This is a genomic window from Ornithinimicrobium cryptoxanthini, from assembly GCF_023923205.1.
Classification (GTDB): Bacteria; Actinomycetota; Actinomycetes; order Actinomycetales; family Dermatophilaceae; genus Ornithinicoccus; species Ornithinicoccus cryptoxanthini.
In genome coordinates, this window is the sequence record NZ_CP099490.1 from 3,281,628 (window position 1) to 3,301,700 (window position 20,073).

General features: G+C 69.3%; 19 protein-coding genes. 6 read left to right on the forward strand and 13 right to left on the reverse strand.

The window, feature by feature from the left end; genetic code table 11:
• Window positions 1-109 precede the first annotated feature (109 nt).
• Window positions 110-901, forward strand: coding sequence for a TIGR03084 family metal-binding protein (locus NF557_RS15075; protein ID WP_252620446.1), 792 nt, complete (start codon window positions 110-112; stop codon window positions 899-901).
• 74 nt (window positions 902-975) lie between these two features.
• On the opposite strand, the gene NF557_RS15080 is transcribed toward NF557_RS15075, so the two are convergent.
• From NF557_RS15080 to NF557_RS15090, 3 genes are all read right to left on the reverse strand, one after another.
• Window positions 976-1,533 (reverse strand): dihydrofolate reductase family protein, encoded by a 558-nt coding sequence (locus NF557_RS15080; RefSeq protein WP_252620448.1) that lies wholly within the window; start codon window positions 1,531-1,533, stop codon window positions 976-978.
• 117 nt (window positions 1,534-1,650) lie between these two features.
• Window positions 1,651-3,672: an NADPH-dependent 2,4-dienoyl-CoA reductase gene (locus NF557_RS15085; protein ID WP_252620450.1), complete on the reverse strand. Its 2,022-nt coding sequence runs from the start codon at window positions 3,670-3,672 to the stop codon at window positions 1,651-1,653.
• A gap of 109 nt (window positions 3,673-3,781) precedes the next feature.
• On the reverse strand, window positions 3,782-4,999 hold the full coding sequence (locus NF557_RS15090) for a hypothetical protein (protein WP_252620452.1): 1,218 nt from the start codon (window positions 4,997-4,999) through the stop codon (window positions 3,782-3,784).
• Between the two features lie 168 nt (window positions 5,000-5,167).
• On the opposite strand from NF557_RS15090, the gene NF557_RS15095 reads away from it, so the two are divergent.
• Window positions 5,168-5,395 carry a heavy-metal-associated domain-containing protein gene (locus NF557_RS15095; RefSeq protein ID WP_252620454.1) on the forward strand — a complete coding sequence of 76 codons (228 nt, stop codon included), beginning with the start codon at window positions 5,168-5,170 and terminating at the stop codon, window positions 5,393-5,395.
• Between the two features lie 85 nt (window positions 5,396-5,480).
• Here the strand turns inward: NF557_RS15095 and NF557_RS15100 are convergent, their stop codons facing one another.
• The gene (locus NF557_RS15100; RefSeq protein WP_252620455.1) at window positions 5,481-6,188 is read right to left on the reverse strand and encodes a Crp/Fnr family transcriptional regulator; all 708 of its coding nucleotides are present in this window, start codon (window positions 6,186-6,188) and stop codon (window positions 5,481-5,483) included.
• Window positions 6,178-7,011: a formate dehydrogenase accessory sulfurtransferase FdhD gene (gene fdhD, locus NF557_RS15105; protein ID WP_252620457.1), complete on the reverse strand. Its 834-nt coding sequence runs from the start codon at window positions 7,009-7,011 to the stop codon at window positions 6,178-6,180. The genes NF557_RS15100 and fdhD overlap by 11 nt, the downstream gene beginning before the upstream one ends.
• A 69-nt stretch (window positions 7,012-7,080) precedes the next feature.
• On the opposite strand from fdhD, the gene rnhA reads away from it, so the two are divergent.
• Window positions 7,081-7,536 carry a ribonuclease HI gene (rnhA, locus tag NF557_RS15110; RefSeq protein ID WP_252620459.1) on the forward strand — a complete coding sequence of 152 codons (456 nt, stop codon included), beginning with the start codon at window positions 7,081-7,083 and terminating at the stop codon, window positions 7,534-7,536.
• A gap of 58 nt (window positions 7,537-7,594) precedes the next feature.
• Window positions 7,595-8,278: an HAD family hydrolase gene (locus NF557_RS15115; protein WP_252620460.1), complete on the forward strand. Its 684-nt coding sequence runs from the start codon at window positions 7,595-7,597 to the stop codon at window positions 8,276-8,278.
• Between the two features lie 206 nt (window positions 8,279-8,484).
• On the opposite strand, the gene NF557_RS15120 is transcribed toward NF557_RS15115, so the two are convergent.
• The 7 genes from NF557_RS15120 to NF557_RS15150 form a co-directional block, all read right to left on the reverse strand.
• Window positions 8,485-10,035: an HNH endonuclease signature motif containing protein gene (locus tag NF557_RS15120; protein ID WP_252620461.1), complete on the reverse strand. Its 1,551-nt coding sequence runs from the start codon at window positions 10,033-10,035 to the stop codon at window positions 8,485-8,487.
• Between the two features lie 187 nt (window positions 10,036-10,222).
• Complete coding sequence (locus NF557_RS15125; RefSeq protein ID WP_252620463.1) at window positions 10,223-12,301, reverse strand: acyltransferase family protein; 2,079 nt, start codon at window positions 12,299-12,301, stop codon at window positions 10,223-10,225.
• Complete coding sequence (locus tag NF557_RS15130) at window positions 12,298-12,771, reverse strand: hypothetical protein (RefSeq protein WP_252620465.1); 474 nt, start codon at window positions 12,769-12,771, stop codon at window positions 12,298-12,300. The genes NF557_RS15125 and NF557_RS15130 overlap by 4 nt, the downstream gene beginning before the upstream one ends.
• A 122-nt stretch (window positions 12,772-12,893) precedes the next feature.
• Window positions 12,894-13,049, reverse strand: a complete 156-nt coding sequence (locus NF557_RS15135) for a methionine/alanine import family NSS transporter small subunit (RefSeq protein WP_252620467.1) — start codon at window positions 13,047-13,049, stop codon at window positions 12,894-12,896.
• Window positions 13,046-14,506 carry a sodium-dependent transporter gene (locus tag NF557_RS15140; protein ID WP_252620469.1) on the reverse strand — a complete coding sequence of 487 codons (1,461 nt, stop codon included), beginning with the start codon at window positions 14,504-14,506 and terminating at the stop codon, window positions 13,046-13,048. Before NF557_RS15140 ends, NF557_RS15135 begins: the two co-directional genes overlap by 4 nt.
• Window positions 14,507-14,689: 183 nt before the next feature.
• Window positions 14,690-15,520, reverse strand: a complete 831-nt coding sequence (locus NF557_RS15145) for a CoA transferase (protein ID WP_252620470.1) — start codon at window positions 15,518-15,520, stop codon at window positions 14,690-14,692.
• Entirely contained in the window at window positions 15,517-17,412 is a 1,896-nt protein-coding gene (locus NF557_RS15150; protein WP_252620471.1) for a chorismate-binding protein, read from the reverse strand. The genes NF557_RS15145 and NF557_RS15150 overlap by 4 nt, the downstream gene beginning before the upstream one ends.
• Before the next feature lie 203 nt (window positions 17,413-17,615).
• Here NF557_RS15150 and NF557_RS15155 point away from each other — a divergent pair, with 203 nt between their 5' ends.
• Both NF557_RS15155 and NF557_RS15160 read left to right on the forward strand, forming a co-directional pair.
• A complete protein-coding gene (locus tag NF557_RS15155; RefSeq protein WP_252620474.1) occupies window positions 17,616-18,317 on the forward strand; it encodes a hypothetical protein in 702 nt (233 codons plus the stop codon).
• A gap of 41 nt (window positions 18,318-18,358) precedes the next feature.
• Window positions 18,359-18,766 (forward strand): helix-turn-helix domain-containing protein, encoded by a 408-nt coding sequence (locus NF557_RS15160; protein WP_252620476.1) that lies wholly within the window; start codon window positions 18,359-18,361, stop codon window positions 18,764-18,766.
• 6 nt (window positions 18,767-18,772) lie between these two features.
• Here the strand turns inward: NF557_RS15160 and NF557_RS15165 are convergent, their stop codons facing one another.
• The gene (locus NF557_RS15165; RefSeq protein WP_252620477.1) at window positions 18,773-20,068 is read right to left on the reverse strand and encodes a nickel-dependent putative hexonate epimerase; all 1,296 of its coding nucleotides are present in this window, start codon (window positions 20,066-20,068) and stop codon (window positions 18,773-18,775) included.
• Window positions 20,069-20,073 lie beyond the last annotated feature (5 nt).

The window sequence follows — 20,073 nt, forward strand, 5'->3', positions numbered from 1 at the left end:
GGCGTCAGCCGACTGACCTCCGGTCGGCTCGGCGTCAGCCATGATGGAGACCTGGGCGCTGAGTCCGGGCCCAGCCCCACTGGCCGCGACCCCCTGCGGAGGGCCACCGATGAACAAGCTGACTGCAGTCCTCGAGGACCTGGAGGCAGAGTCCCTCGCGCTGGACACCGTCGTCGCCTCGCTGGACGAGGAGGGCTGGCGCACCGCCACCCCTGCCGAGAGGTGGGACATCGCGACGCAGATCGCGCACCTGGCGTGGACCGACGGGGCCACGGTCGCCGCGGCCGCACAGGGCGCGAGCTGGGCCCAGCTCTCGCGGGAGGCCGAGCAGGACATCACCGGGCTCGTGGATCGGGAGGCTCTGCAGGGTGCCGGCGTCGCACCAGCCGAGCTGCTCTCGCGGTGGCGCCGGTCCCGCGCCACTCTGGTCGAAACGCTGCGCGCCGTGCCGGAGGGCAGCAAGCTCCCGTGGTTCGGCCCACCCATGAGCGCCACCTCGATGGCCACCGCCCGCCTCATGGAGACGTGGGCTCACTCGGTCGACGTGCACGACGCTCTCGGCCTCGAGCCGACGCGCACGGACCGCGTCCGGCATGTCGCGCTCCTGGGCGCACTCACGCGAGGATTCGCCTTCCGCGCCCACGGCCAGCCCGACCCGGACGAGGTGTTCGTCTCGCTGACGCTCCCGTCCGGCGCGCAGTGGCAGCACGGAGATCCCGGTGCCGCCGATGTGGTGCGCGGATCGGCCTACGACTTCGCGCTGAGGGTGACCCAGCGGCGCCACCGTGACGACCTTGATCTCGTCGCGGAGGGGCCAGGGGCAGACCAGTGGCTGGACCTCGCCCAAGCCTTCGCGGGACCACCCGGCCCGGGCCGCGCCCCCGCGGCACCCGTCGGCTGACCAATCCCCCGATGTGGCTGCAGGTCCCGCAGCTGAATGAGTCCCGCAGCGTGAGTCACTCCCGCAGGCGCGAGTCACTCCCGGCGCCGATAGGCCACCACCGAGTTGCCCGCTGACGTGCGCACCAGGTCGACGAGCTCCAACCGCGTCATGGGGTCGCCCGGGTGGAAGAGCCGACGGAAGCCGCCGCCGGCGACGACAGGGTGCACGATCAGCGTGAGCTCGTCGAGCAGCCCGGCCAGGAACAGGTCGCGCACCACGGTGATGCTGCCCTGCACCCCGATGTCGCCTCCCTGCGACCGCTTCAGGTTGCGGATGTGCTCGTGCAGATCGCCCTCGATGACCCTGGAGTTCTGCCAGGTCAACGGCTCCGTGAGAGTGGTGGAGGCGACATGTTTGGGCACCGGGTTGATGAAGTTGGCGAAGACATCATCCTCCGCAGGAGCAGAGGAGGGCCAGTAGTCAGCCCACTCCTGATAGGTCACCCGTCCCAGGACGACGTCGTCGATCCCCCCGATCGTCCGCGTCATCAGCTCGCCGAGCTCTGCGTCAAAACTGTCGAACTGCCACTTGTCGGGTCCCTCGACGGCTCCGTCGAGGGAGCTGAACAGTCCGGTGATCACCTTGCGCATGAGGCCCTCCATCAGTAGTCCGGTCGACAGACAGACCGGTGACCGGCCCCAGACTCATCGCGCAGCACCCCTCGGACCTCACCGTCTCGCCTCACGCGCCGTGGCGCGATCAACGCCTCAGAGGGCGGCAGCCAGCTCAGTGCCCTGACGGATCGCCCGCTTGGCGTCCAGCTCGGCGGCGACGTCGGCTCCACCGATCACGTGGACGATCACGCCCCGGGCCGTGAGCTCGGCCCCGAGACTGTTGACCGACTCCTGGCCGGTGCACAGGACGACCGTGTCGACCTCAAGCACGGTCGGGTTCTTGCGCTCCTCACCATGGGTGACGTGCACCCCCGCGTCGTCGATCCGCTCATAGTTGATGCCGGTGTGCTGGCGCACGCCCTTGGCCTTCAGCGAAGCGCGGTGCACCCAGCCGGTGGTCTTGCCTAGGCCCTTGCCGATCTTGGACGTCTTGCGCTGCAGCAGGTGCACCTCACGTGGCGACGGCGCAGGGTCGGCCGGCACCAGGCCGCCGCGGGCCACGTCGGGTGAACCGACACCCCACTCGGCCATCCATTCCTCGATGCCCATCGGCGAGGGGCCGCTGTGCGTCAGGAACTCCGAGACGTCCACCCCGATGCCTCCAGCGCCCAGCACCGCCACCCGTTGCCCGACCGGAGCGCCGCCCAGCACGACCTCGGCATAGGTGTGCACCATGGGGTGGTCCACGCCGTCGATCTCGGGGATGCGCGGCCGCACACCCGTCGCGAGCACCACCTCGTCGAAGCCCACCAGGTCATCCACCGTGGCGTGCCGACCCAGGTGGACCGTGACGCCCTCCAGGTCCAGTCGGCGGCGGTAGTAGCGGATCGTCTCGGCAAAGTCCTCCTTGCCGGGGATCCGCATCGCGATCGCGAACTGACCACCGATGTCGTCTGCCGCCTCGAAGAGCTCCACCCGATGACCTCGCTCCGCCGCCGACACCGCAGTCGCGAGCCCGGCCGGTCCTGCGCCCACGACGGCCACGGACCTGCTTGCCCGCGTCGGTCCGAGCACCAGCAGGGTCTCGTGCACCGCGCGCGGGTTGACCAGACAGCTGGCCGTCTTCTTGGCGAAGGTGTGGTCCAGGCACGCCTGGTTGCAGGCGATGCAGGTGTTGATCTCGTCGGCGCGGCCCTCGCTCGCCTTGCGGACCCAGTCGGCGTCGGCCAGGAAGGGCCGGGCCATCGACACCAGGTCCGCGCTGCCGTCGGCGATGACCTCCTCGGCGAGCTCGGGCATGTTGATCCGGTTGGAGGTGATCACCGGGATGGTGACCTCCGGGCGCAGCTGGGCGGTCACCCGGGTGAACGCGCCGCGTGGCACCGAGGTGACGATGGTGGGGACGCGCGCCTCGTGCCAGCCGATGCCGGTGGACAGGATCGTGGCCCCGGCAGCCTCGACTTCCTTTGCGAGAGAGACGATCTCAGCCCAGCTCTGCCCGTCAGGCACCAGGTCCAGCATGGAGAGCCGATAGATGATGATGAAGTCCGGACCGACCGCCTCGCGCACCGCCCGGACGATCTCCACCGGCAGCCGACGCCGCCTCTGCGGGGAGCCGCCCCACTCGTCGGTGCGCTGGTTGGTGCGCGGCGCGAGGAACTGGTTGATCAGGTAGCCCTCCGAGCCCATGATCTCGACGCCGTCATAGCCGGCCTCCTGGGCAAGTCGTGCACAGCGGGCGTATGCCGCCACGGTCGCACGCACACCCCGTCCGGTCAGAGCCCGAGCTGAGAACGGGGTGATCGGTGACTTGCCGGCCGAGGCTGAGACCGACAGCGGGTGATAGCTGTAGCGCCCGGCGTGCAGGATCTGCAGGGCGATCTTGCCGTCCCAGGCGTGCACCGCGTCGGTGACGACCTGGTGTTGTCGCACCTGACGCCGACTGATCAGCGCGGACGCCCCCGGATAGAGCGTGCCCGCCAGGTTGGGCGCATAGCCACCGGTGACGATGAGCCCGGCGCCACCCCGGGCGCGCTCGGCGAAGAACGCGGCCAGCCGCCCGGCATTGGCGCCGCGGTCCTCCAGACCGGTGTGCATCGAGCCCATGACGACGCGGTTGCGCAACTCGGTGAAGCCCAGGTCGAGGGGCTCAAGCAGGTGGGGGTATGCCGTCACCCGGCTCAGCCTACCGGCGCAGGTTACTGACAGGTAACGGGCCGTTGGCCTGGTCGATCGGCGCGTGCCGCGGTCGATCAGCGCGTGCCCCGGTCCACGGGCGCTGGCCTCAGACATCCTTGAGGAGGTCGGTCAAGAATCTTCGCGCATCGGCGTCGGTCTCGAGGTCGGGCAGGTCGTCATCCATGCCGTCTCGGGAGGCCTGTCGGACCAGGAACCGCACCGTGGACCAGGGTGTGGCCAGCCACGACAGGTCGAGCATCGCGTTGAGCTCGGCACCGGTGCGGCCCGCGAGGTCCCCGAGCGGATCCTCGGCCGCAGCGAGTTCGGCCTGGGCCTGGGTGCGGTGCGTGACCATCCGCTCCTGCTGCCGCAGCCACCCGTCGACCTGCCGATCGACCTCGTCGGCTCGCTTTCGACGCCAAGGGGAAGCTTCCAGGAAGCGGTCAAAGATCCACTGCTCCTCGTCCCACCAGCGCCCGGTGCCGCCGAAGGCCACCGCCGGCGTCACCGGCGGCCAGTCCGGGCCGACGGCAGGGAGCGCGTCGAACGCCGCACGCAGGTGAGCTGCCCGACGCCCTGTCCACCATGACCGCGCGTCAACCGTGCTCACCACCTCGTGCAGCCGTGCCCGGATGAGCTCGGCCCCGGCGCGGATCCGCTCCAGCTCCCGCTCTGGCGCACCGTCGCCGCGCGGGTCGTCGTCCAGGTGGGTCAGCCGGTCGGCAGCTTCTTCGGTCTCCTCCGCGAGGAGGTGACTCAGGGCGATGCCGACGGGCACCAGCAAGGGTGCGATCACCGGCTTCCACAGGCCGCGCCCGACCACGCGCAGGGAGACGCGGAGCTGCTCGCCGACCGCCGCGGGGACGACGCGGCCTCGGACCCGCACCAGCAACCAGTCGAGCTTGACCTCGACGTCGAGCAGACGGTCCCGCTCCGGCCTGAAGCTCGCCTGCGCCATCAGATGCTTGAGGCTGCTGGTGGCGGTGAGGGACCGACAGTCGTCGAGGCTGTCGACGACGACCGTGACCCGACGCCCCGCGTCAGCGCCCTCCTGATATTCCAGGAAGAGCTCGCGCGCATCGGGAGGTCCGCCGATGCCATAGGCGGCGCCGCCCAGGGAAAAGCCCTCAGGCGGGACCCAGCGATAGACCGCCCCGGGCTGCAGGTGCTCCCCGGAGATGAGCCGCACCTGCTCACCGTCGCGGTCGAACAGGCCCACCTGGTCACCGCTGCCCGCGAGCTCCTCCACCACCATGGCGCGCCACCAGGCGTCGAAGCCCTGGTCGCTGGGCCAGGTCACCGGGGCCACCGCCGTCCATCGCATCCGGTGATCCTGTCATCCTGCTTCCCCAAACCCTGCTTCCCGGTGTTCTCCTGCCCTGAGTTCACCCGGGGTTCTCTTGACCTCGGGTTCCTTGACCTGGATCAAGGACAGCGAGCGCAACGGGCGAGACGCTGGGTGGAACCCACCGGCCCTCGAGGAATGAGCACCATGAAGACCCTGATCACCGCCCGGCTCAGCACCGCGCCACTGGACCCGTCCGCGATCGGACGGATCGTCTCGGCCGTCGGCCGGCTCAGGAGCGTCGACTCGGTGACCGTCTCTGTCACTGACGCGCGGGTCGACGTCGACTTCGACCCGCACGCGATCACGGTCGAGGAGCTGCGCGAGGTCGTGATGTCCCTGGGCTACCAGGTGCGAGGCGCCCGGGTCGCCTGAGAGGAACCTCGCCTGAGCGGGTCAACGCGTGACCGGGTCGACTCCTGACGGGGCCGGCTTCGGACCGGGACCAGCGCCGCGAGGCCTACTCCGCCAGGTGCAGGAGACGGTCGATGTCCAGGATGACGATGTCCCGGGCCCCCTCCAACGCGATCACGCCAGCATCCTGGAGTCGGCGCAGCTGCCTGCTCAGGGACTCGGGGGTGGTGTCGAGCAGCGAGGCGATGTCCTTCTTGGCCAGCGGCAGGCGCACGCGGGTCGTGTCGTGCCCAGATCGCTTGGCCGGCAGTTCCACCAGGTAGCGCGCCAGACGCCCGCCGACCTCGACCGAGGTGACCGCGGCCAGCCGCTCCTCGGTGGCGTCCAGGCGACGGCTCACACCCTGCAGCATCCGCAGCCCGATGCTGGGGTGCGCACCGATGAGCTGGCCCAGGTCCTGGTGGCGAAAGACGCACATGCTCCCCGCTTCGAGCGCGGTCGCATAGTGGTCGGGGCGTCCACCGCCGAGGAAGGCTGACTCCCCCACGAAGTCGCCCGGATGCAGCACCCGGATGATCTGCTCCTGCCCGTCCGCACTGATGCGGCTGATCTTGATCATCCCGGTGTGCACGACCATCAGCTGGGAGACGTTGTCGCCGGCGCCATAGATCTGCTCACCCTTGGCCGTCTTCACCTGGCGCGCCACCGCCGCGACGTCCAGCTGCTCGCCGTGGGTCAGCGCCTGGAACAGCGGGACCCGCGCGACGCACAGGTCGTCCGAACGCTCGGTCACATCGACCAGCTCAAGCTTCATCCGTCACCACCCGATCGGCCCGACTATAGACATTGAGTGTCTCACCGCGGTTGAAGCCGATCACGGTCAGCCCGAGATCGGCGCCCAGCTCGACCGCGAGCGCAGACGGCGCCGACACCGCCGACAGCACCGGGATGCCAGCCATCGCAGCCTTCTGCACCAGCTCGAACGAGGCTCGGCCCGAGACCTGCAGCACGGACCCGGTCTCTGGCAGGCGCCCCTCCAGCAGGGCCCAGCCGACCACCTTGTCGACGGCGTTGTGCCGCCCCACGTCCTCGCGCAGACACACGAGCTCACCATCGACGAAGAGCCCTGCAGCATGCACCCCGCCGGTGCGGTCGAAGACCTGCTGCTCCGCCCGCAGCGCCTCCGGCAGACCCAGCACCACGTCCAGCGGGAGGGTCAGGGGGTCCTGCGCGACGGCATACGACGAGGTCTTGCGCACCGCCTCGATCGAGGCGGTGCCGCACACGCCACAGCTGCTCGAGGTGTAGACGTGCCGCTCCATCGAGGTGTCGGGCAGCGCCACGCCCTCGGCGAGCCTCACATCGATCACGTTGTAGTCGCGCTCGCCGCCGGCAGAGATCCCGGAGCGATAGTCCATCGCGCGGATCTGCTCCCGAGCCGTGACGACGCCCTCGCTGACCAGGAAGCCGGCGACCAGCTCGAAGTCGTGGCCAGGGGTCCGCATGGTGACGGAGAAGGAGCGCCCACCGAGGCGGATCTCCAGCGGCTCCTCACCAGCGAGTATGTCGGCGCGCACCCGGGTGGACCCGTCCCGTCCCAGCCGGGTCACCCGCCAGGGTCTGGTCACGCGCGCCATGGAAGCCTCCTGGCCCCAGCGTAGCCACGCGTGCGGGGGCAGGTATCACCGCCTGGATAGGGTCAACCTATGACTGAGGCCCTGCCCGTGGTGGAGATGTGGAGCGACGGGGCGTGCAAGGGCAACCCCGGCGTCGGCGGGTGGGGCGTGTGGATGCGGTCGGGCAGTCATGAGCGGGAGCTGTGCGGCGGCGAAGCGCTGACGACCAACAACCAGATGGAGCTGCAGGCGGTCATCGAGGGACTGCGGACCCTGAACCAGCCGTGCCAGGTGACGCTGCACGTCGACTCGTCCTATGTGATGAACGGCATGCGCTCCTGGATCGCCGGCTGGAAGCGCAACGGCTGGAAGACCGCGGCCAAGAAGCCGGTGAAGAACGTCGAGCTGTGGCAGGCGCTCGACAACGAGGTCAGCCGGCACACCGTGCACTGGGTCTGGGTCAAGGGCCACTCGGGCGACCCGGGCAACGAGCGCGCCGACGCGCTCGCCAACCAGGGCGTGGACACCATCCGCGCGCACTCCTAGGCCATGCGCACTAGGGCGATCGCGCACTCCTAGGGCGTTGTCGGGCACGATGGACCGCGTGAGTACCCTCCCCATCGCGGCCGTCGTCTTCGACATGGACGGCGTGCTGACCGACACCGAGACCATCTGGGACGAGGTCCGCCGCGGGCTGGCGGAGCAGGATGGCGTGGCCTGGCCCGAGGGAGCGACCCAGGCCATGATGGGCATGTCGACGCCCGAGTGGTCCGCCTACCTCACCACCACGGTGGGGGTCCGTGGCGACCCGGGCGAGCGCACGCTCGAGGCGATGGCGGCGCGATATCGCAAGCACCTCCCGATCCTTCCAGGAGCGGTGGAGGCCGTGCAGCGGCTGGCCGCCAGGTGGCCCTTGGCCCTCGCCTCGTCCTCGGCCCGCCGCCTGATCGACACCTCGCTCGAGACCCTCGGCATCACCGACCTCTTCCAGGTCTCGGTGTCGACCGAAGAGGTCGCCAGGGGCAAGCCAGCACCTGATGGATTCCTGCGGGCCTGCGAGCTGCTCGGCGTGGAACCTGCCCGGGCGGTGGCTCTCGAGGACTCCAGCAACGGTCTGCGGTCGGCCTCGGCCGCCGGGATGCGCGTCATCGCCGTCCCCCACAAGGCCTTCCCGCCCGCCGATGATGCCCTCGCGCTCGCTGATGTAGTCGTGGGCAGTCTCGATGAGGTCACTGTCGACCTGGTCGCTGGCCTGGGATCGTCGGACGTCTCGCGCCCCCCGCGATGACCCACGGCCACCTCCTGGAAGGGTCGGGCCAGGAATCAGTCGGGCCAGGAATCAGTCGGGCCTGGGATCAGTCGGGCCTGGAAGGGTCAGGCCTGGAAGGGTCAGGCCTGGAAACAGTCGGGCCCAGAACCGGCCTAGAAGGGGGTCTCGGCGTGGGTGTGACCCCGCTGTCCCGGTGTGGGTTGGCGGGGTCGGGGGCGTGGCCGCTAGGTGTCGACCAGGGGTGCGGCGTGGGTCCCGGTGCTGGTTCCTGGGAGGTGCCAGGTGACTTCGGTGGCGGTGATGGTGGCGGTGTAGCCGTAGCGGTGGACGGTGACGTGGTGTCGTCGGCACAGGGCGGCGGCGTTGGACAGGTCTGTGGCGCCGCCGAAGATCCAGTGGATGACGTGGTGGAGGTCGGTCCAGGACGTGGGCATCGTGCAGCCCGGGAAGGAGCAGCCTTTGTCCCGCAGGTGGACTGCTTTGCGTTGTGCGGGGGTGAACAACCGCCGGGTGGTGCCGACGTCTAACGGTTCAGACGGGCCGCCTAGGACGATGGGGATGATCTGCGCGTCGCAGGCCAGGCGCCGGATCGTCCCGGCGGAGAGGCGTTGACCGGTGGCCGTCGTCCCCCCGCCACTGACCTTGCCAGCCAGGGCCTCGTGGCCGATGGTGACCTGGATCTTGGCCTTGTCGGTAACGACCGTGCCTTCGGGGGCGGCGACGCCGCGGCCGATGATCTCGAGCAGGGCGTCAGCACGGCGGGTGGAGGCGGTGCGCGGGTCCAGTTGGTGGGCGCCGTGCTCATCAGCGCCGGGACGGGGCTTGGACAACGGGTCCAGCGCGGCGAGCAGGATCGCTTCGGCTTCGTCGTCGAGCAGGAGCTGCCACTCGGCCAGGCCGGCCACGGTCCCGGTGCGGCGTAGCAGCCGCCGGGCGCCTTGCTTGTCGTCGAGCTCGTCATCGTCATCAGGCTCGATGAGAAGCTTCTTGGCCTCGGTCCCGATCTGGGCCAGGGCACGCAGCCCGGTGGTCTCGACGATGTCGGTCATCACATCGGTCAGGGCCTGCAACGACTCTTTCGTCGCGATCGGGGTCAGCTCCTGGGTCAGGCGGGTGATGATGTTGGCCCGCGAGACCCGGGCACTGCCGTCGGTCACCTTCTCGGACAGGGCCTCGAACCGGTCATCGTCGATAGCGGCTGCGACGCGGGCGGTGGCCAGGGCTTCGGGACGGTCGATCATCGGGGCCCACGTGGTGATCCAGTCCGGGACCGTGTGCCCGGACTCCCCCGGCAGCCCGCGGGTGATCGCCTCATGGGTAGCCGCAGTCAACAGTGACTGCGCGGCCTGGACCAGGGCCTGCGCCGCGCCGATCGTCTCCCCGAGTGCTTCCTCGGGCAACGTCTCAAGGGGGAAGTCGCCTGCGAGCATCTGGGTCATGTGCGCCGTCCCGGCAGCGAACTCGGGAACCTCATGACCGCTGGCCGTCAACCGCGGACCACCATCAGCACGCCCGGAGCCGTCCAGGTCGCCCGCAGCCTGCGGGTCGGCATCGTCGGGCGGGACCAACGGTCCACTGCAGGAAGAGGCTTCCCGCAACGGACCAGTGCCGATCACCGGGCGATACTTCATCGGCCCACGCCCACCAGCGTCCGCGCCGTCCTGGTCCGTGCCGTCCTGGTCCGTGCCGTCTTGGGCGGTGTTGTCCTGGGTGGGCACGTCAGGAGCGGCGACGGTGGCCCCACCGTGACTGTCCGACCTCGACCCCTGATCCATAATTAGAACATACATGCCACTACCGACAGAGCCCTGACCAGCACAAACGCGGGTGCACGACAGTTCAGGGGGAGCAGCGCCGCGATGGAGGGCAGACCTGCTCGCTACCAGGTGAGCACGAGCTCGCCGGTGCTGTGCCCCCGTTCGCCAAGAGTGTGCGCGTCGGCGACGCGTTCGATCGGGAAGGTCACCGGACGGGGTCGCTGGGGACCAGCGGCAGAACGAGAGCCGCCAGGTGCGAGCTCAGACTCCGGACATAGGTCGCGCTGAGGTGGTTGCTGTCGCGATAGACCGGCACCCCGCCGATCACCGGAGAGCAGGTCTCCAGCGGGCAGATGTAGTCCGTGAGGTCGATGAGCGGCAGGTCGGGCCGCAGCGCGATGAGCGCGATCTGTCCGGTGCCGGCCCGGGCCAGCCCCGACTCGCGCGAGAAGGAGCACCTGGTCAGTTCCTGCGGGTTCTCCAGCATGCAGTGCCGCATGTTTTCGTCGGCCCGCGGGACGTCCCGAATCACGCCGACCCGGATGCCCACCGCCTCGAGCGGCGCGATGGCCCGCTCCAGTCCCTCCGCCATGGCCCCGGGCTCGATTCCGTAGGAGGCGTGGGAGGACAGGACCAGGTCCGGCTCCATCGTGAGCAGGTCCGCTCGGACGGCATCGTTCCAGTCGAGACACTGCCAGTAGGTCGCCCCCGCACGCTGGATGTCAACACCGCCGACGAAGGGACAGGACGACTTGGTCATCATCCCGATCCGCCATCCGTTTGCGCGGCCCAGCAGGTCCATCGCCGTGAGCCACTGACCGGCGTGCGAGTCTCCGACGAGCACGACCAGGATTGCGCCGTCCGGGTCACCAGCCTCGCAGAAACCGGGTTTGGTGGCGGTCAGACCGACGTGACAACCCTCCGGTTGGTATGCCGGAAGGTCGGCCTCCAGTGCATCCAGTGGTGGGTCCATGGCCTCCATAACGTCCACGGCCACGCCGGCCTCAGACTCGATGGGGTCATCCCCAAGCACCATGGCCCCGAAAGGGTCCCGGACGACCTGCACCGCCTCCGGCAACACCCAGCTGGGCGACTCGTCCGGCACCTGTGGCCCGGCGGCCAGGAAGACTGCAGAGCCCGCGATGAGGCCTGCGAGCGAACAGTTGAACCCGAGCCGCAAGGACCGCCTGGTGAGGGTCAACCTGCTGAAGCGGCTGCCGGCCGCGCGAACTGGCTCCTCGACATACTTCCAGGAGAGCCAGGCGGGGACGACAGACAGGGCAGCCACGGACAGTCCGGCCACCAGCGGCACCTGGTGACCGTCGCCGAGCAGCTGCATGGCCACGACCAGCAGCGGCCAGTGCCACAGATAGAGGCTGTAGGAGATCTTGCCCAGGAACTGCATGGGCGGCGGGCGCAGGGCGATGATCGGGCCATGTCGGCCAGCGGCCGGTCCGGCCATCAGCACCAGTGCCGCCCCGACGGTGGGCAGCAGCGCCTGCCAGCCGGGGAACGGCGTCGTCTCGGAGTAGGTCACGATCGCCAGCAGGATCATCGCCAGACCCAGCCATCCGCCTACCCTCGCGACGGACCGGCGCAGGTGGTGCCACTCGGCCGCGCCGAGTGCCACAAAGCCCCCCAGCGCGAGCTCCCAGATGCGGGTCGGGGTCACGAAGTAGGCGACGGAAGGATTGGCGGCGGTCAGATAGATCGAGTAGGCCAACGAGCTGACGAAGGCAACAGCTGTCACGGCGACAACTCCGCCACGCAGCCGCCGACGGAAGATCACCGGCACCAGAAGGAGGAGGACCGGCCAGACGATGTAGAACTGCTCCTCCACGGCGAGGGACCAGAAGTGTTGGAGCGGGCTGGGGGCCTGGTCCTGGGCCAGGTAGTCGACCGAACCGCCCGCCAGGGTCCAGTTGACGACATAGGCAGCGCTGGCGGCGATGTCCCTGCCGATGTCCGGCCAGCGATGCGACGGCAGGAGTGTCAGGCTCAGGATCGCGGTGCCGAGCAGCGCGGCGAGCGCGGCCGGCAGCAACCGACGTGCCCGCCGGGCATAGAACGCGGCGAGCTTGATCGTGCCGTCCCGTTCGAGCTCGGTGACCAGGATCGTGGTCATCAGGAAGCCCGAGATGACGAAGAAGACGTCGACACCCACATAGCCACCCGGCAGCCACGGGAGTCCCGCGTGCCACAGCACGACGGCCAGCACCGAGACCGCTCGCAGGCCCTCGATGTCCTGGCGGAACCCGGCACGCCTTCGCGCCGACGGGCTCATCGGCGTCCTCGCCCCGCGCGGGCCGCCAAGGTCAGGCCGACGGCGAGGGCGATGCCCCCACCGGCACCAAACAGGGCCAGCCGCGACGGCCCACTCGCGTCGGTGGGCAGCTGCGACAGCTGCGTGCGCTCGATCCCCGGTCGCGGACCGGCCACGGCGACAGCGACCGAGTCGGCCATGGCCTGGGCGAGCCGTGGGTCCTGGTGGCGTGTCGTGACCAGGATGGTGTCGTCCTGCCTGGAGACCTGCAGGCGCGCTGACTCGGTGAGCGCCGACTCGGCTCCCAGCAACGCAGCGACGGCGTCAGGGTCCGCCCGCAGTGAGCCGAACCGCTCGATCACCGAGTCAGCAGCCTCGCCACTGCTCGTGTGCACCGTCGCGACGGCTCGATAGTCGGTGGGCCACACGGTGAGCGCCAGCCCCCACGCCGCGAGCACCACAAGGAGCCGAGTGACCCAGCGACTAGACACACCCCAGTATGGGCGGGCCTCCGTGGCCGCGATGGGTCGGCACGCCGGAGAGCCTCGAGGATGGGATCAGGGCGGCTGCGCGCCAAGAGGCGTAGGAGCGCTCAGCTGTCTCCCACTCCCCCTCACGTGTCCCGCGGCCAGGAGGCCTCTCCGCCCTGGTCGCGGGGCGGGGACCCGCCTGCGGCGCCGGACCGGCGATAGTAGACGACCGCCAGGACCAAACCGCCCCACAGCACGACGATTGCCAGCACCAGGAACGCGATCGCGACGCCAGTCATCGGACCTCCTCCAACTCGTCGTCCCCGGTCAGGTCGTCCGGGTCAAAGGCCTCATCCTCAGCCGCCGTGTCCCTGCGGCCCGGCAGCACGGTGAACACCAGGGCGAAGAGGATCGCGAAGCCAACCGTTCCCCAGCCCATGAGGTTGGTGTATGACCTCGGGTAGGGCGGGTCGCCGCCGTAGCCGTCCTGGATGAGGGACAGGCCTGTGGTCGTGATCATCACCAGCAGCATGACCGGGACGACGAACGAGATCAGCACCCGCCACCAGGTCCCCACCTGGAACGCGGAGACCAGGTTGAGGTGCGCCTGCAGCTCGGGCAGCTTGCGCAGGCCCCACGAGATGATCACGGTCATCAGGATCGCCGAGGTGATGATGCCGATCTCGTTGATGTACTTGTCGACGGTGTCCAGGGTGTAGAGCCCCGTGGTCGTCGCGAACAGCACGATCGAGATGGAGCCGCAGACCCCCACGACGAGGGCCGACGCGGCCGCCCGACCCAGCTCGAACTTCTCCTGCAGCGCCGCCACGACCACCTGGGCGATCGAGATCATCGACGTGAACCCGGCCAGCACCAGCGAGCCGAAGAACAGCACACCGAAGATCGGACCTCCGGGCATCATGGAGATGATCTGCGGGAAGGTGACGAAGCTCAGGATCGGGCCGGTGAGCCCCTCCAGCTCGTTGACGCCGACGCCGCTGGCCGCGGCCATGAAGCCCAGCGTGGCGAAGACACCGATGCCGGCCAGGATCTCGAACGAGGAGTTGGCAAAGCCGGCGACCAGACCCGTCGTGGTCAGGTCGGACTTGCGCTTCAGATAGCTGGAGTAGGTGATCATGATGCCGAAGGCGATCGACAGCGAGAAGAAGATCTGGCTGTAGGCCGCCAGCCACACGTCGGTGTTGGTCAGCTGCGAGAAGTCCGGGGTGAACAGCGCGTTCAGCCCATCCATCGCGCCGTCCAGGAAGAGGGCGCGGACCACCAGGATGGTGAACAGGACCACAAGCAGCGGCAGGAAGAACTTGTTGGCCTTCTCCAGTCCGTTCTGCACGCCGAGCACCATCACGAACATCACCGCGAGCCAGACCAGCAGCAGCGGCAGGAGCAGGTGACCGACGATGTCGAGGCTGAGGCCGGGCGTCTCGGCGAGCTCGAGGTACTCGCCGGTGAAGAACGCGGTCGGGTTGTCTCCCCACGCCTCGGTGACCGAGAAGATCGTAAAGCTCGCGGCCCACGCCAGGATCACGCCGTAGTAGCACATGATCACGAACGAGATCCCCACCTGAAACCAGCCCAGGGTCTGCCCGCCCCTGAACAGCCGCCCCAGGGCCCGGGGCGCCGAGCCCTGGTAGCGGTGCCCGATGGCGTAGTCCAGGAACAGGATCGGGATGCCAGCCGTGAGCAGTGCCACGAGATAGGGGATCAGGAACGCTCCCCCGCCGTTCTCGTAGGCCACTCCCGGGAACCGCCAGATGTTGCCCTCCGACTGCCGAACCGATCGCGGCCAGCAGGAACCCGGTCTGGCCAGACCAGTTCTCACGCTTCGTTGCTGCCTTAGCCATACAGGACACTATGGACCTGTGCCATCCCCGCGTCTAGTGATGCGTGCACAGCCACAGTGGCAACTTCTCCCCCCGCCTCAGAGCACTGCCACCACGGGGACGTCGTGCTCGCTGCCCCACGCCTCCCAGTCCTGCGCGTCACGCTCGAGGAAGGCCGCCGCGAGCTCCGCGTGGGTGCCCCCGATGCCGAGCAGGTCCAGCAGCCGCGCCCAGAAGTGTGGTTCCAGGGCGGCCACGGCCACCCGTCCGCTCCGCGCGAGATAGATGGCGTATGCCGGGTGGCCGCCACCGAGGATCCCGCCGGGAGCGGTCAGGCCGTGCCGCAGCGGCTCCCCCAGGTCCCGGGCGGACTCGACCAGCCCGACCTCGGCATACCCTCCACTGCCGTGCAGGTCCGCCTGTCGCAGTGCGAGCACGCACTCGGTCACCACCCGCTCGGCCGCCGACAGATCGGCCAGCAGCACCCGCGGCAGCTCGGTGCCGGCGCCGAGCAGTCCGGCCTGCGCCTGATAGGTCAGGTCGTGCCCGGCCTCCTCCGCGCGCTCGCCGGTCTCCCCGACGATGGCGACCCAGCCGAGCCGGGGCCAGCGCTGCGCCACCACCTCCCGGGTCAGGCCGAGCCGGGCGAGGGCCGACGGACGTGAGGAGGTGAGCAGGAGATCTGCCTCGTCCAGCAGCTCGTGCAACCTCGCCCGGTCGGCTGGCTCCTTAAGGTTGAGCCGGATCACCTGCTGGTCCCCCACCAGCGCGTCGACGAGGTCAGCGGCGACCGTGCGCAGGATGTCGCCACCGGGCCCCTCGACCCGGATCACCTCCGCCCCCTCGGCCCGCAACCGCCGCGCCGCGACCGGGCCGGGCAGGGTGCCAGCCAGGCTGACGACCCGCACCCCCGCCAGACGCCCGGTCATGACCGCCCTGCCAGGGTGTGCCGGATCAGCGAGTGCAGCGTGACCAGGCCGTCGCGGGAGAGCACCGACTCCGCGTGCCCCTGGATCGTCGCCACGCCGGGCCCGCGCAGGGCGACGACACCATGCTCGACGTCGGCCGCCACCTCCAGCTCGACCTGCTCCCCCGCGCTCTCGAGCACCGCAGGCCCGGGTCGCGCCACGAACGTGTTGTAGAAACCGAGCCGGGCGGGTGTGCCCCAGAGGTCCACCTCGAGCTGCACGCCCTGGTTGGGGCGCGCCAGCTTGGTGACCTCCAGGCCCGCCATCCGGGCGAGCACCTGGTGACTCAAACAGACCGCGAGCAGCGGCAGGCCGGCGCCCAGGCGCACCCCGATCAGCTCCCGCAGCCGAGCCAGCCGGGCGTCGTCCGGGTCGTCGGGATCACCCGGTCCGGGTCCGAACAGCACCAGCTCCGCCCCGGCGACGTCCGCCTCGGCGACCTGGTCCCAGCGCAGCACCCGCGCCACCATGCCGAAGTGGCGCACCTGGTGGGCCAGCATCTGCGTCCACATGTCCTCGGCGTCGACCACCAGCACCTCCGTCCCGACCAGCAGCGGGTCGGGTCGGGCCTCCTGCGGTGAGAGCCAGAAGGCGGCCAGCGAGTCGTTGCGTGCCTCGAGCGCGTCGCGCACCCCGGGCAGCTCCACAAGCGTGGGAGTGTCGCGCACCTCGCGTCGCGGACGCAGCCCCAGCGCAGCCAGCATCCCGCTCGCCTTGGCGGTCGTCTCGGCCACCTCGGACACCGGGTCGGAGTGGCGCACCAGCGTGGCGCCCGCACTGATGGTCACCGTGCCCGCGTCATCCAGGTGCGCGGCGCGGATCAGGATCGGCGCGTCCAGCGACTCGCGCCCGACGACACCGTCGCGACCGGGCTCTTCCCGTTCGAGCAGCGCCAGGACACCGGAGTAGTAGCCCCGCCCAGCCGGCTCATGACGCCTGATCACCGTGCACGCGTTCTCCATCGGCGAGCCGGTCACCGTCGGAGCAAACATCGTCTGGCGCAGAACATCCCGTGGGTCGGAGTCGGCGCGGCCGTCGAGGAGGTACTCGGTGTGCGTCAGGTGGGCCATCTGCTTCAGGTAGGGCCCGGTGATCCGCCCGCCGTGCGAGCAGATCTGCGCCATCATCTTCATCTCCTCGTCGACCACCATGAAGAGCTCCTCGGTCTCCTTGGTGTCCACGATGAAGCGGCGGAACGCCGGCTCCAGCTCGGCCTCGCCCGGGTGCCGGAAGGTGCCGGAGATCGGGTTCATCCGCACCCGCCCGTCCCGCACACTGACGTGCCGCTCGGGCGTCGCGCCGACCAGCGTGTGCCCGGGCGTGTGCACGGCGAAGGTCCAGTAGGTCCCGCGCTCATCGGTCAGCAGAGTCCGCAACCAGGTCAGCGCCGCGGTCGCGGGGTCGGTGTCGGTCTGGGCGATGACGTCGCGCCGGATGACGAAGTTGGCGCCCTCACCGTTGCCGATCTCGTCCTCGATCACCGAGGTGACGATCTCGGCATACTCCTCGTCGGAGACGCTGAACCGCTCATCGGTGACCTCGACAGCGGCCGAGGGGAGTATGTCGCGGAGCAGGTCGACCGGGATCCGCTCGGTCGCCGCGGCGACCAGGACGCGCAGCGGCGTCCCGTCGTCATGAGCGTCAAAACCGCGCTCGGTGACCTGCCGGAAGGGCACCAGGGCCAGCACCGGCCGGCCCGCCGTGGCCTCGGGGATGTCGGCGAGCAGGCCGATGTCCTGCACCTCGCCGACCAGGAGCTCGACCTCAGTCCCCTCCTCGCGCCACAGCAGCGCCCACGACAACCCGGTGGGGTCGGCGAGGACACGGTCGAGCAGCGGGTGAGCGGTCGGCATGAGGTGATCCTGCCATCTTGGCGTGCGCGGTCCCGCAGACGGCCCATCTGCCGCGGGTCCCGTGCGGAGGTGAGGGGAACCACAACCGCGGCTCCCGCACCGATCCGGGATAGTCCGCCCCCGGCCGCCTTGCATCCACGGTCCCGAGTCCGACCAGATGAGTGTCCCTCAACGCGAGTTATCATAACTGATATGATATTCCAGTGGTAGCCGAGCCGACCCTGGACGACGTTCTTCGCTCCGCCGCGGAGCTCCAACGTCTTGTTCCCGACGCCGTCCTCGTGGGGGGGACTGCAGCCGCGATTCACGCCCACCACCGCCAGTCCTTCGACCACGACCATGTGCTCTCCGAGCTGGCGGAGCGGTATGCCGAGGTGCTGGAGGCCGTCGAGGTGTCCGAGGGGTGGGTGACGAGCGTGCGGGCGAGCTCGCCACCGCTGACACTGCTCGGGTCCCTCGACGGCGTGGAGGCGGGACTGCGTCAGCTGCGAAGGGCCCGGCCGCTGGAGGTAGAGCGGCACGACCTCACCTCAGGCAGTGCACTTCTGGTGCCGACACTGCCCGAGATGCTCCGCATCAAGGCCTACCTGGTGGTGCAGCGCAACGCCACCCGTGACTACCTGGACACGGCGGCGCTCAGCTCCAAGATTGGGGTCGATGAAGCGGTGGCGACCCTCGCCGACATCGACACCTACTATGAGGACCGTAGCCGCACCCACGGCTCGGTCCTGACGGCGCTGGTCCAGCGGCTTTCCGAGCCCGCTCCTCGGGACCACCGCGTGACCGGCCAGCTGGCCACCTACAAGGGCCTGGACAAGCGGTGGCACGACTGGGCCGCCGTCGTCCAGGTCTGTCTGGACATTGCCGACGGGATCCTGCGCACGGTGGAGCGCGACCTGCCATGACCCTCGCCTTCCGGAACGTGGATGTGCCAGGCGGGGCACCGGTGAGTTCCTGGCCATACGAGGCCATCGTGACCGTCATCGAGCGTGGGTTGATCGCAGACTGGGCAGTGCTGACCCGGGAGATCCGTCGCGACCCGTGGGGTCCGGTGGCTCGGCAGGTGAGCGACTACCTCAACTACGAGCGACCGGTCGGCGTGGCGCCCCTGCTGGAGCGGGCCATCGGCTCCGCACGCCGATGCGCGCTTCAGGCCGAACGTGCCGAGGTGGCACGGGACGTGAATGAGTTGGTCAACCGGTCGGGATTGACCTCAGCCTCCTTCGCCGAGCGCATCGGGACGTCGGCATCCCGCCTGTCGACATACCGGTCCGGGAAGGTGATCCCCTCAGCCGCCCTGCTGGCCCGGATGCGGCGTCTCGTCAACCGCCTCGACGACAGCTCCGCACCCTGACCGGTCTCAGCGGTCGCCGAGCTTCTCCTTCGTGGCCCACAGGCCCGCGGACGGCGTCGAGATATAGAAGACGCGCTCACCGTCGGGCATCTCGTTCCACCCGTCCTGCATCACGTCGGGGTTGTAGCGCTCCAACGCCTCCTCGAGCGACATGTACTGGTAGCCCACGGACTCGATGTCCTCACGGGTCAGCGCACCGGGGGCGTAGGTGATGGTGAAGCGACCCTCGGAGGACCCGTGCACCAGGTGGGCGGTGCCGTGCGGGATGTCCTGCATGTCCGCCTCGGTGCGATAGAGCTCGAGCACCTCCGACTGGCTGAGATAGCCGTACTTGCGGATCAGCTCGTCGACCTCGGGCTGCTCACCGAACCGCTCGACGCCGGGAGCGATCACCAGCAGCTCGCCCCCGTCGGCGATCGCCATGCGGGTGCGATAGACCGCCTTGTTGGCCACCCAGGTCGCGCGGAACTCATCGGCCTGCATGACGGCCACGATCTTGTCGACCGGCTCGTCAAAGGCCGTGATGTTCTGCGCCTTGCTGGCTCGCGCGGCGTCCAGATAGGTCTCCAGGTCGTCGCCGACATAGACCCCGGTGTGCACGAGCTGGCTGTTGTCGTCATAGTCCATGACCACCTGGAAGTAGACGTCCTTCAGGTGCCCCAGGAAGTGCTCCTCGGCATAGTTGAAGCAGTGCCGCACCGGGGTGATCAGGTTGCCTAGGTTGTTCTCGATCCCATAGACCGCCGACGCCATGTGCGAGGAGCCGAGCAGCCGCTTGCCACCGAGGCCGATGAAGTAGTTCTTGTTGTGGTTGGCGAAGCCGAGCACCTCGTGGGGCACGACGTGCCCGATGTTGATGATCAGGTCCCAGTCCTGCGTGACCGTCATCGTGTTGAGGTCGATCGGCATCTCCCAGTCGACCGCCCCGCCCGTCTGCTCCCTGACGAACTCCGCCGGGACCGTGCCGACGTTAGTGACTCCGGACTTCCAGTCGTGGACGTGGATCTTTTCCTCGGGGATGGTCCCGAACATCCACCGGTTGTCCTCGGGCGTGTGCGGCACGTGCTGCCCCAGGGTGGGGATGAGGTGCACGTCGGCGCCCATCTCCTCCAGCAGGTGGAAGAAGTGCTCGGTGATCCAGCCGAGGCCCGCGTGGGCCCGGGTGATGTCCGGCGGCAGCAGCAGGACACGGGTGTATGCCGTGATGTCCAGTCGTTCCTTGGCCTCCGTCAGAGTCTGCTCCACCAACTTCTCGATCGTCGGGCGGTCGATGGGCTTGGCCTCATGGCTGAACCAGGTCATGTCGC

What these genes read in the sequence shown, in the direction of transcription:
- NF557_RS15075 (WP_252620446.1), top strand. Translation starts at nt 110, where the DNA reads ATGAACAAGCTGACTGCAGTCCTCGAGGACCTGGAGGCAGAGTCCCTC.
- NF557_RS15080 (WP_252620448.1), bottom strand. Translation starts at nt 1,533, where the DNA reads ATGCGCAAGGTGATCACCGGACTGTTCAGCTCCCTCGACGGAGCCGTC.
- NF557_RS15090 (WP_252620452.1), bottom strand. Translation starts at nt 4,999, where the DNA reads ATGCGATGGACGGCGGTGGCCCCGGTGACCTGGCCCAGCGACCAGGGC.
- NF557_RS15095 (WP_252620454.1), top strand. Translation starts at nt 5,168, where the DNA reads ATGAAGACCCTGATCACCGCCCGGCTCAGCACCGCGCCACTGGACCCG.
- NF557_RS15100 (WP_252620455.1), bottom strand. Translation starts at nt 6,188, where the DNA reads ATGAAGCTTGAGCTGGTCGATGTGACCGAGCGTTCGGACGACCTGTGC.
- fdhD (WP_252620457.1), bottom strand. Translation starts at nt 7,011, where the DNA reads ATGGCGCGCGTGACCAGACCCTGGCGGGTGACCCGGCTGGGACGGGAC.
- rnhA (WP_252620459.1), top strand. Translation starts at nt 7,081, where the DNA reads ATGACTGAGGCCCTGCCCGTGGTGGAGATGTGGAGCGACGGGGCGTGC.
- NF557_RS15120 (WP_252620461.1), bottom strand. Translation starts at nt 10,035, where the DNA reads ATGGATCAGGGGTCGAGGTCGGACAGTCACGGTGGGGCCACCGTCGCC.
- NF557_RS15125 (WP_252620463.1), bottom strand. Translation starts at nt 12,301, where the DNA reads ATGAGCCCGTCGGCGCGAAGGCGTGCCGGGTTCCGCCAGGACATCGAG.
- NF557_RS15135 (WP_252620467.1), bottom strand. Translation starts at nt 13,049, where the DNA reads ATGACTGGCGTCGCGATCGCGTTCCTGGTGCTGGCAATCGTCGTGCTG.
- NF557_RS15145 (WP_252620470.1), bottom strand. Translation starts at nt 15,520, where the DNA reads ATGACCGGGCGTCTGGCGGGGGTGCGGGTCGTCAGCCTGGCTGGCACC.
- NF557_RS15150 (WP_252620471.1), bottom strand. Translation starts at nt 17,412, where the DNA reads ATGCCGACCGCTCACCCGCTGCTCGACCGTGTCCTCGCCGACCCCACC.
- NF557_RS15165 (WP_252620477.1), bottom strand. Translation starts at nt 20,068, where the DNA reads ATGACCTGGTTCAGCCATGAGGCCAAGCCCATCGACCGCCCGACGATC.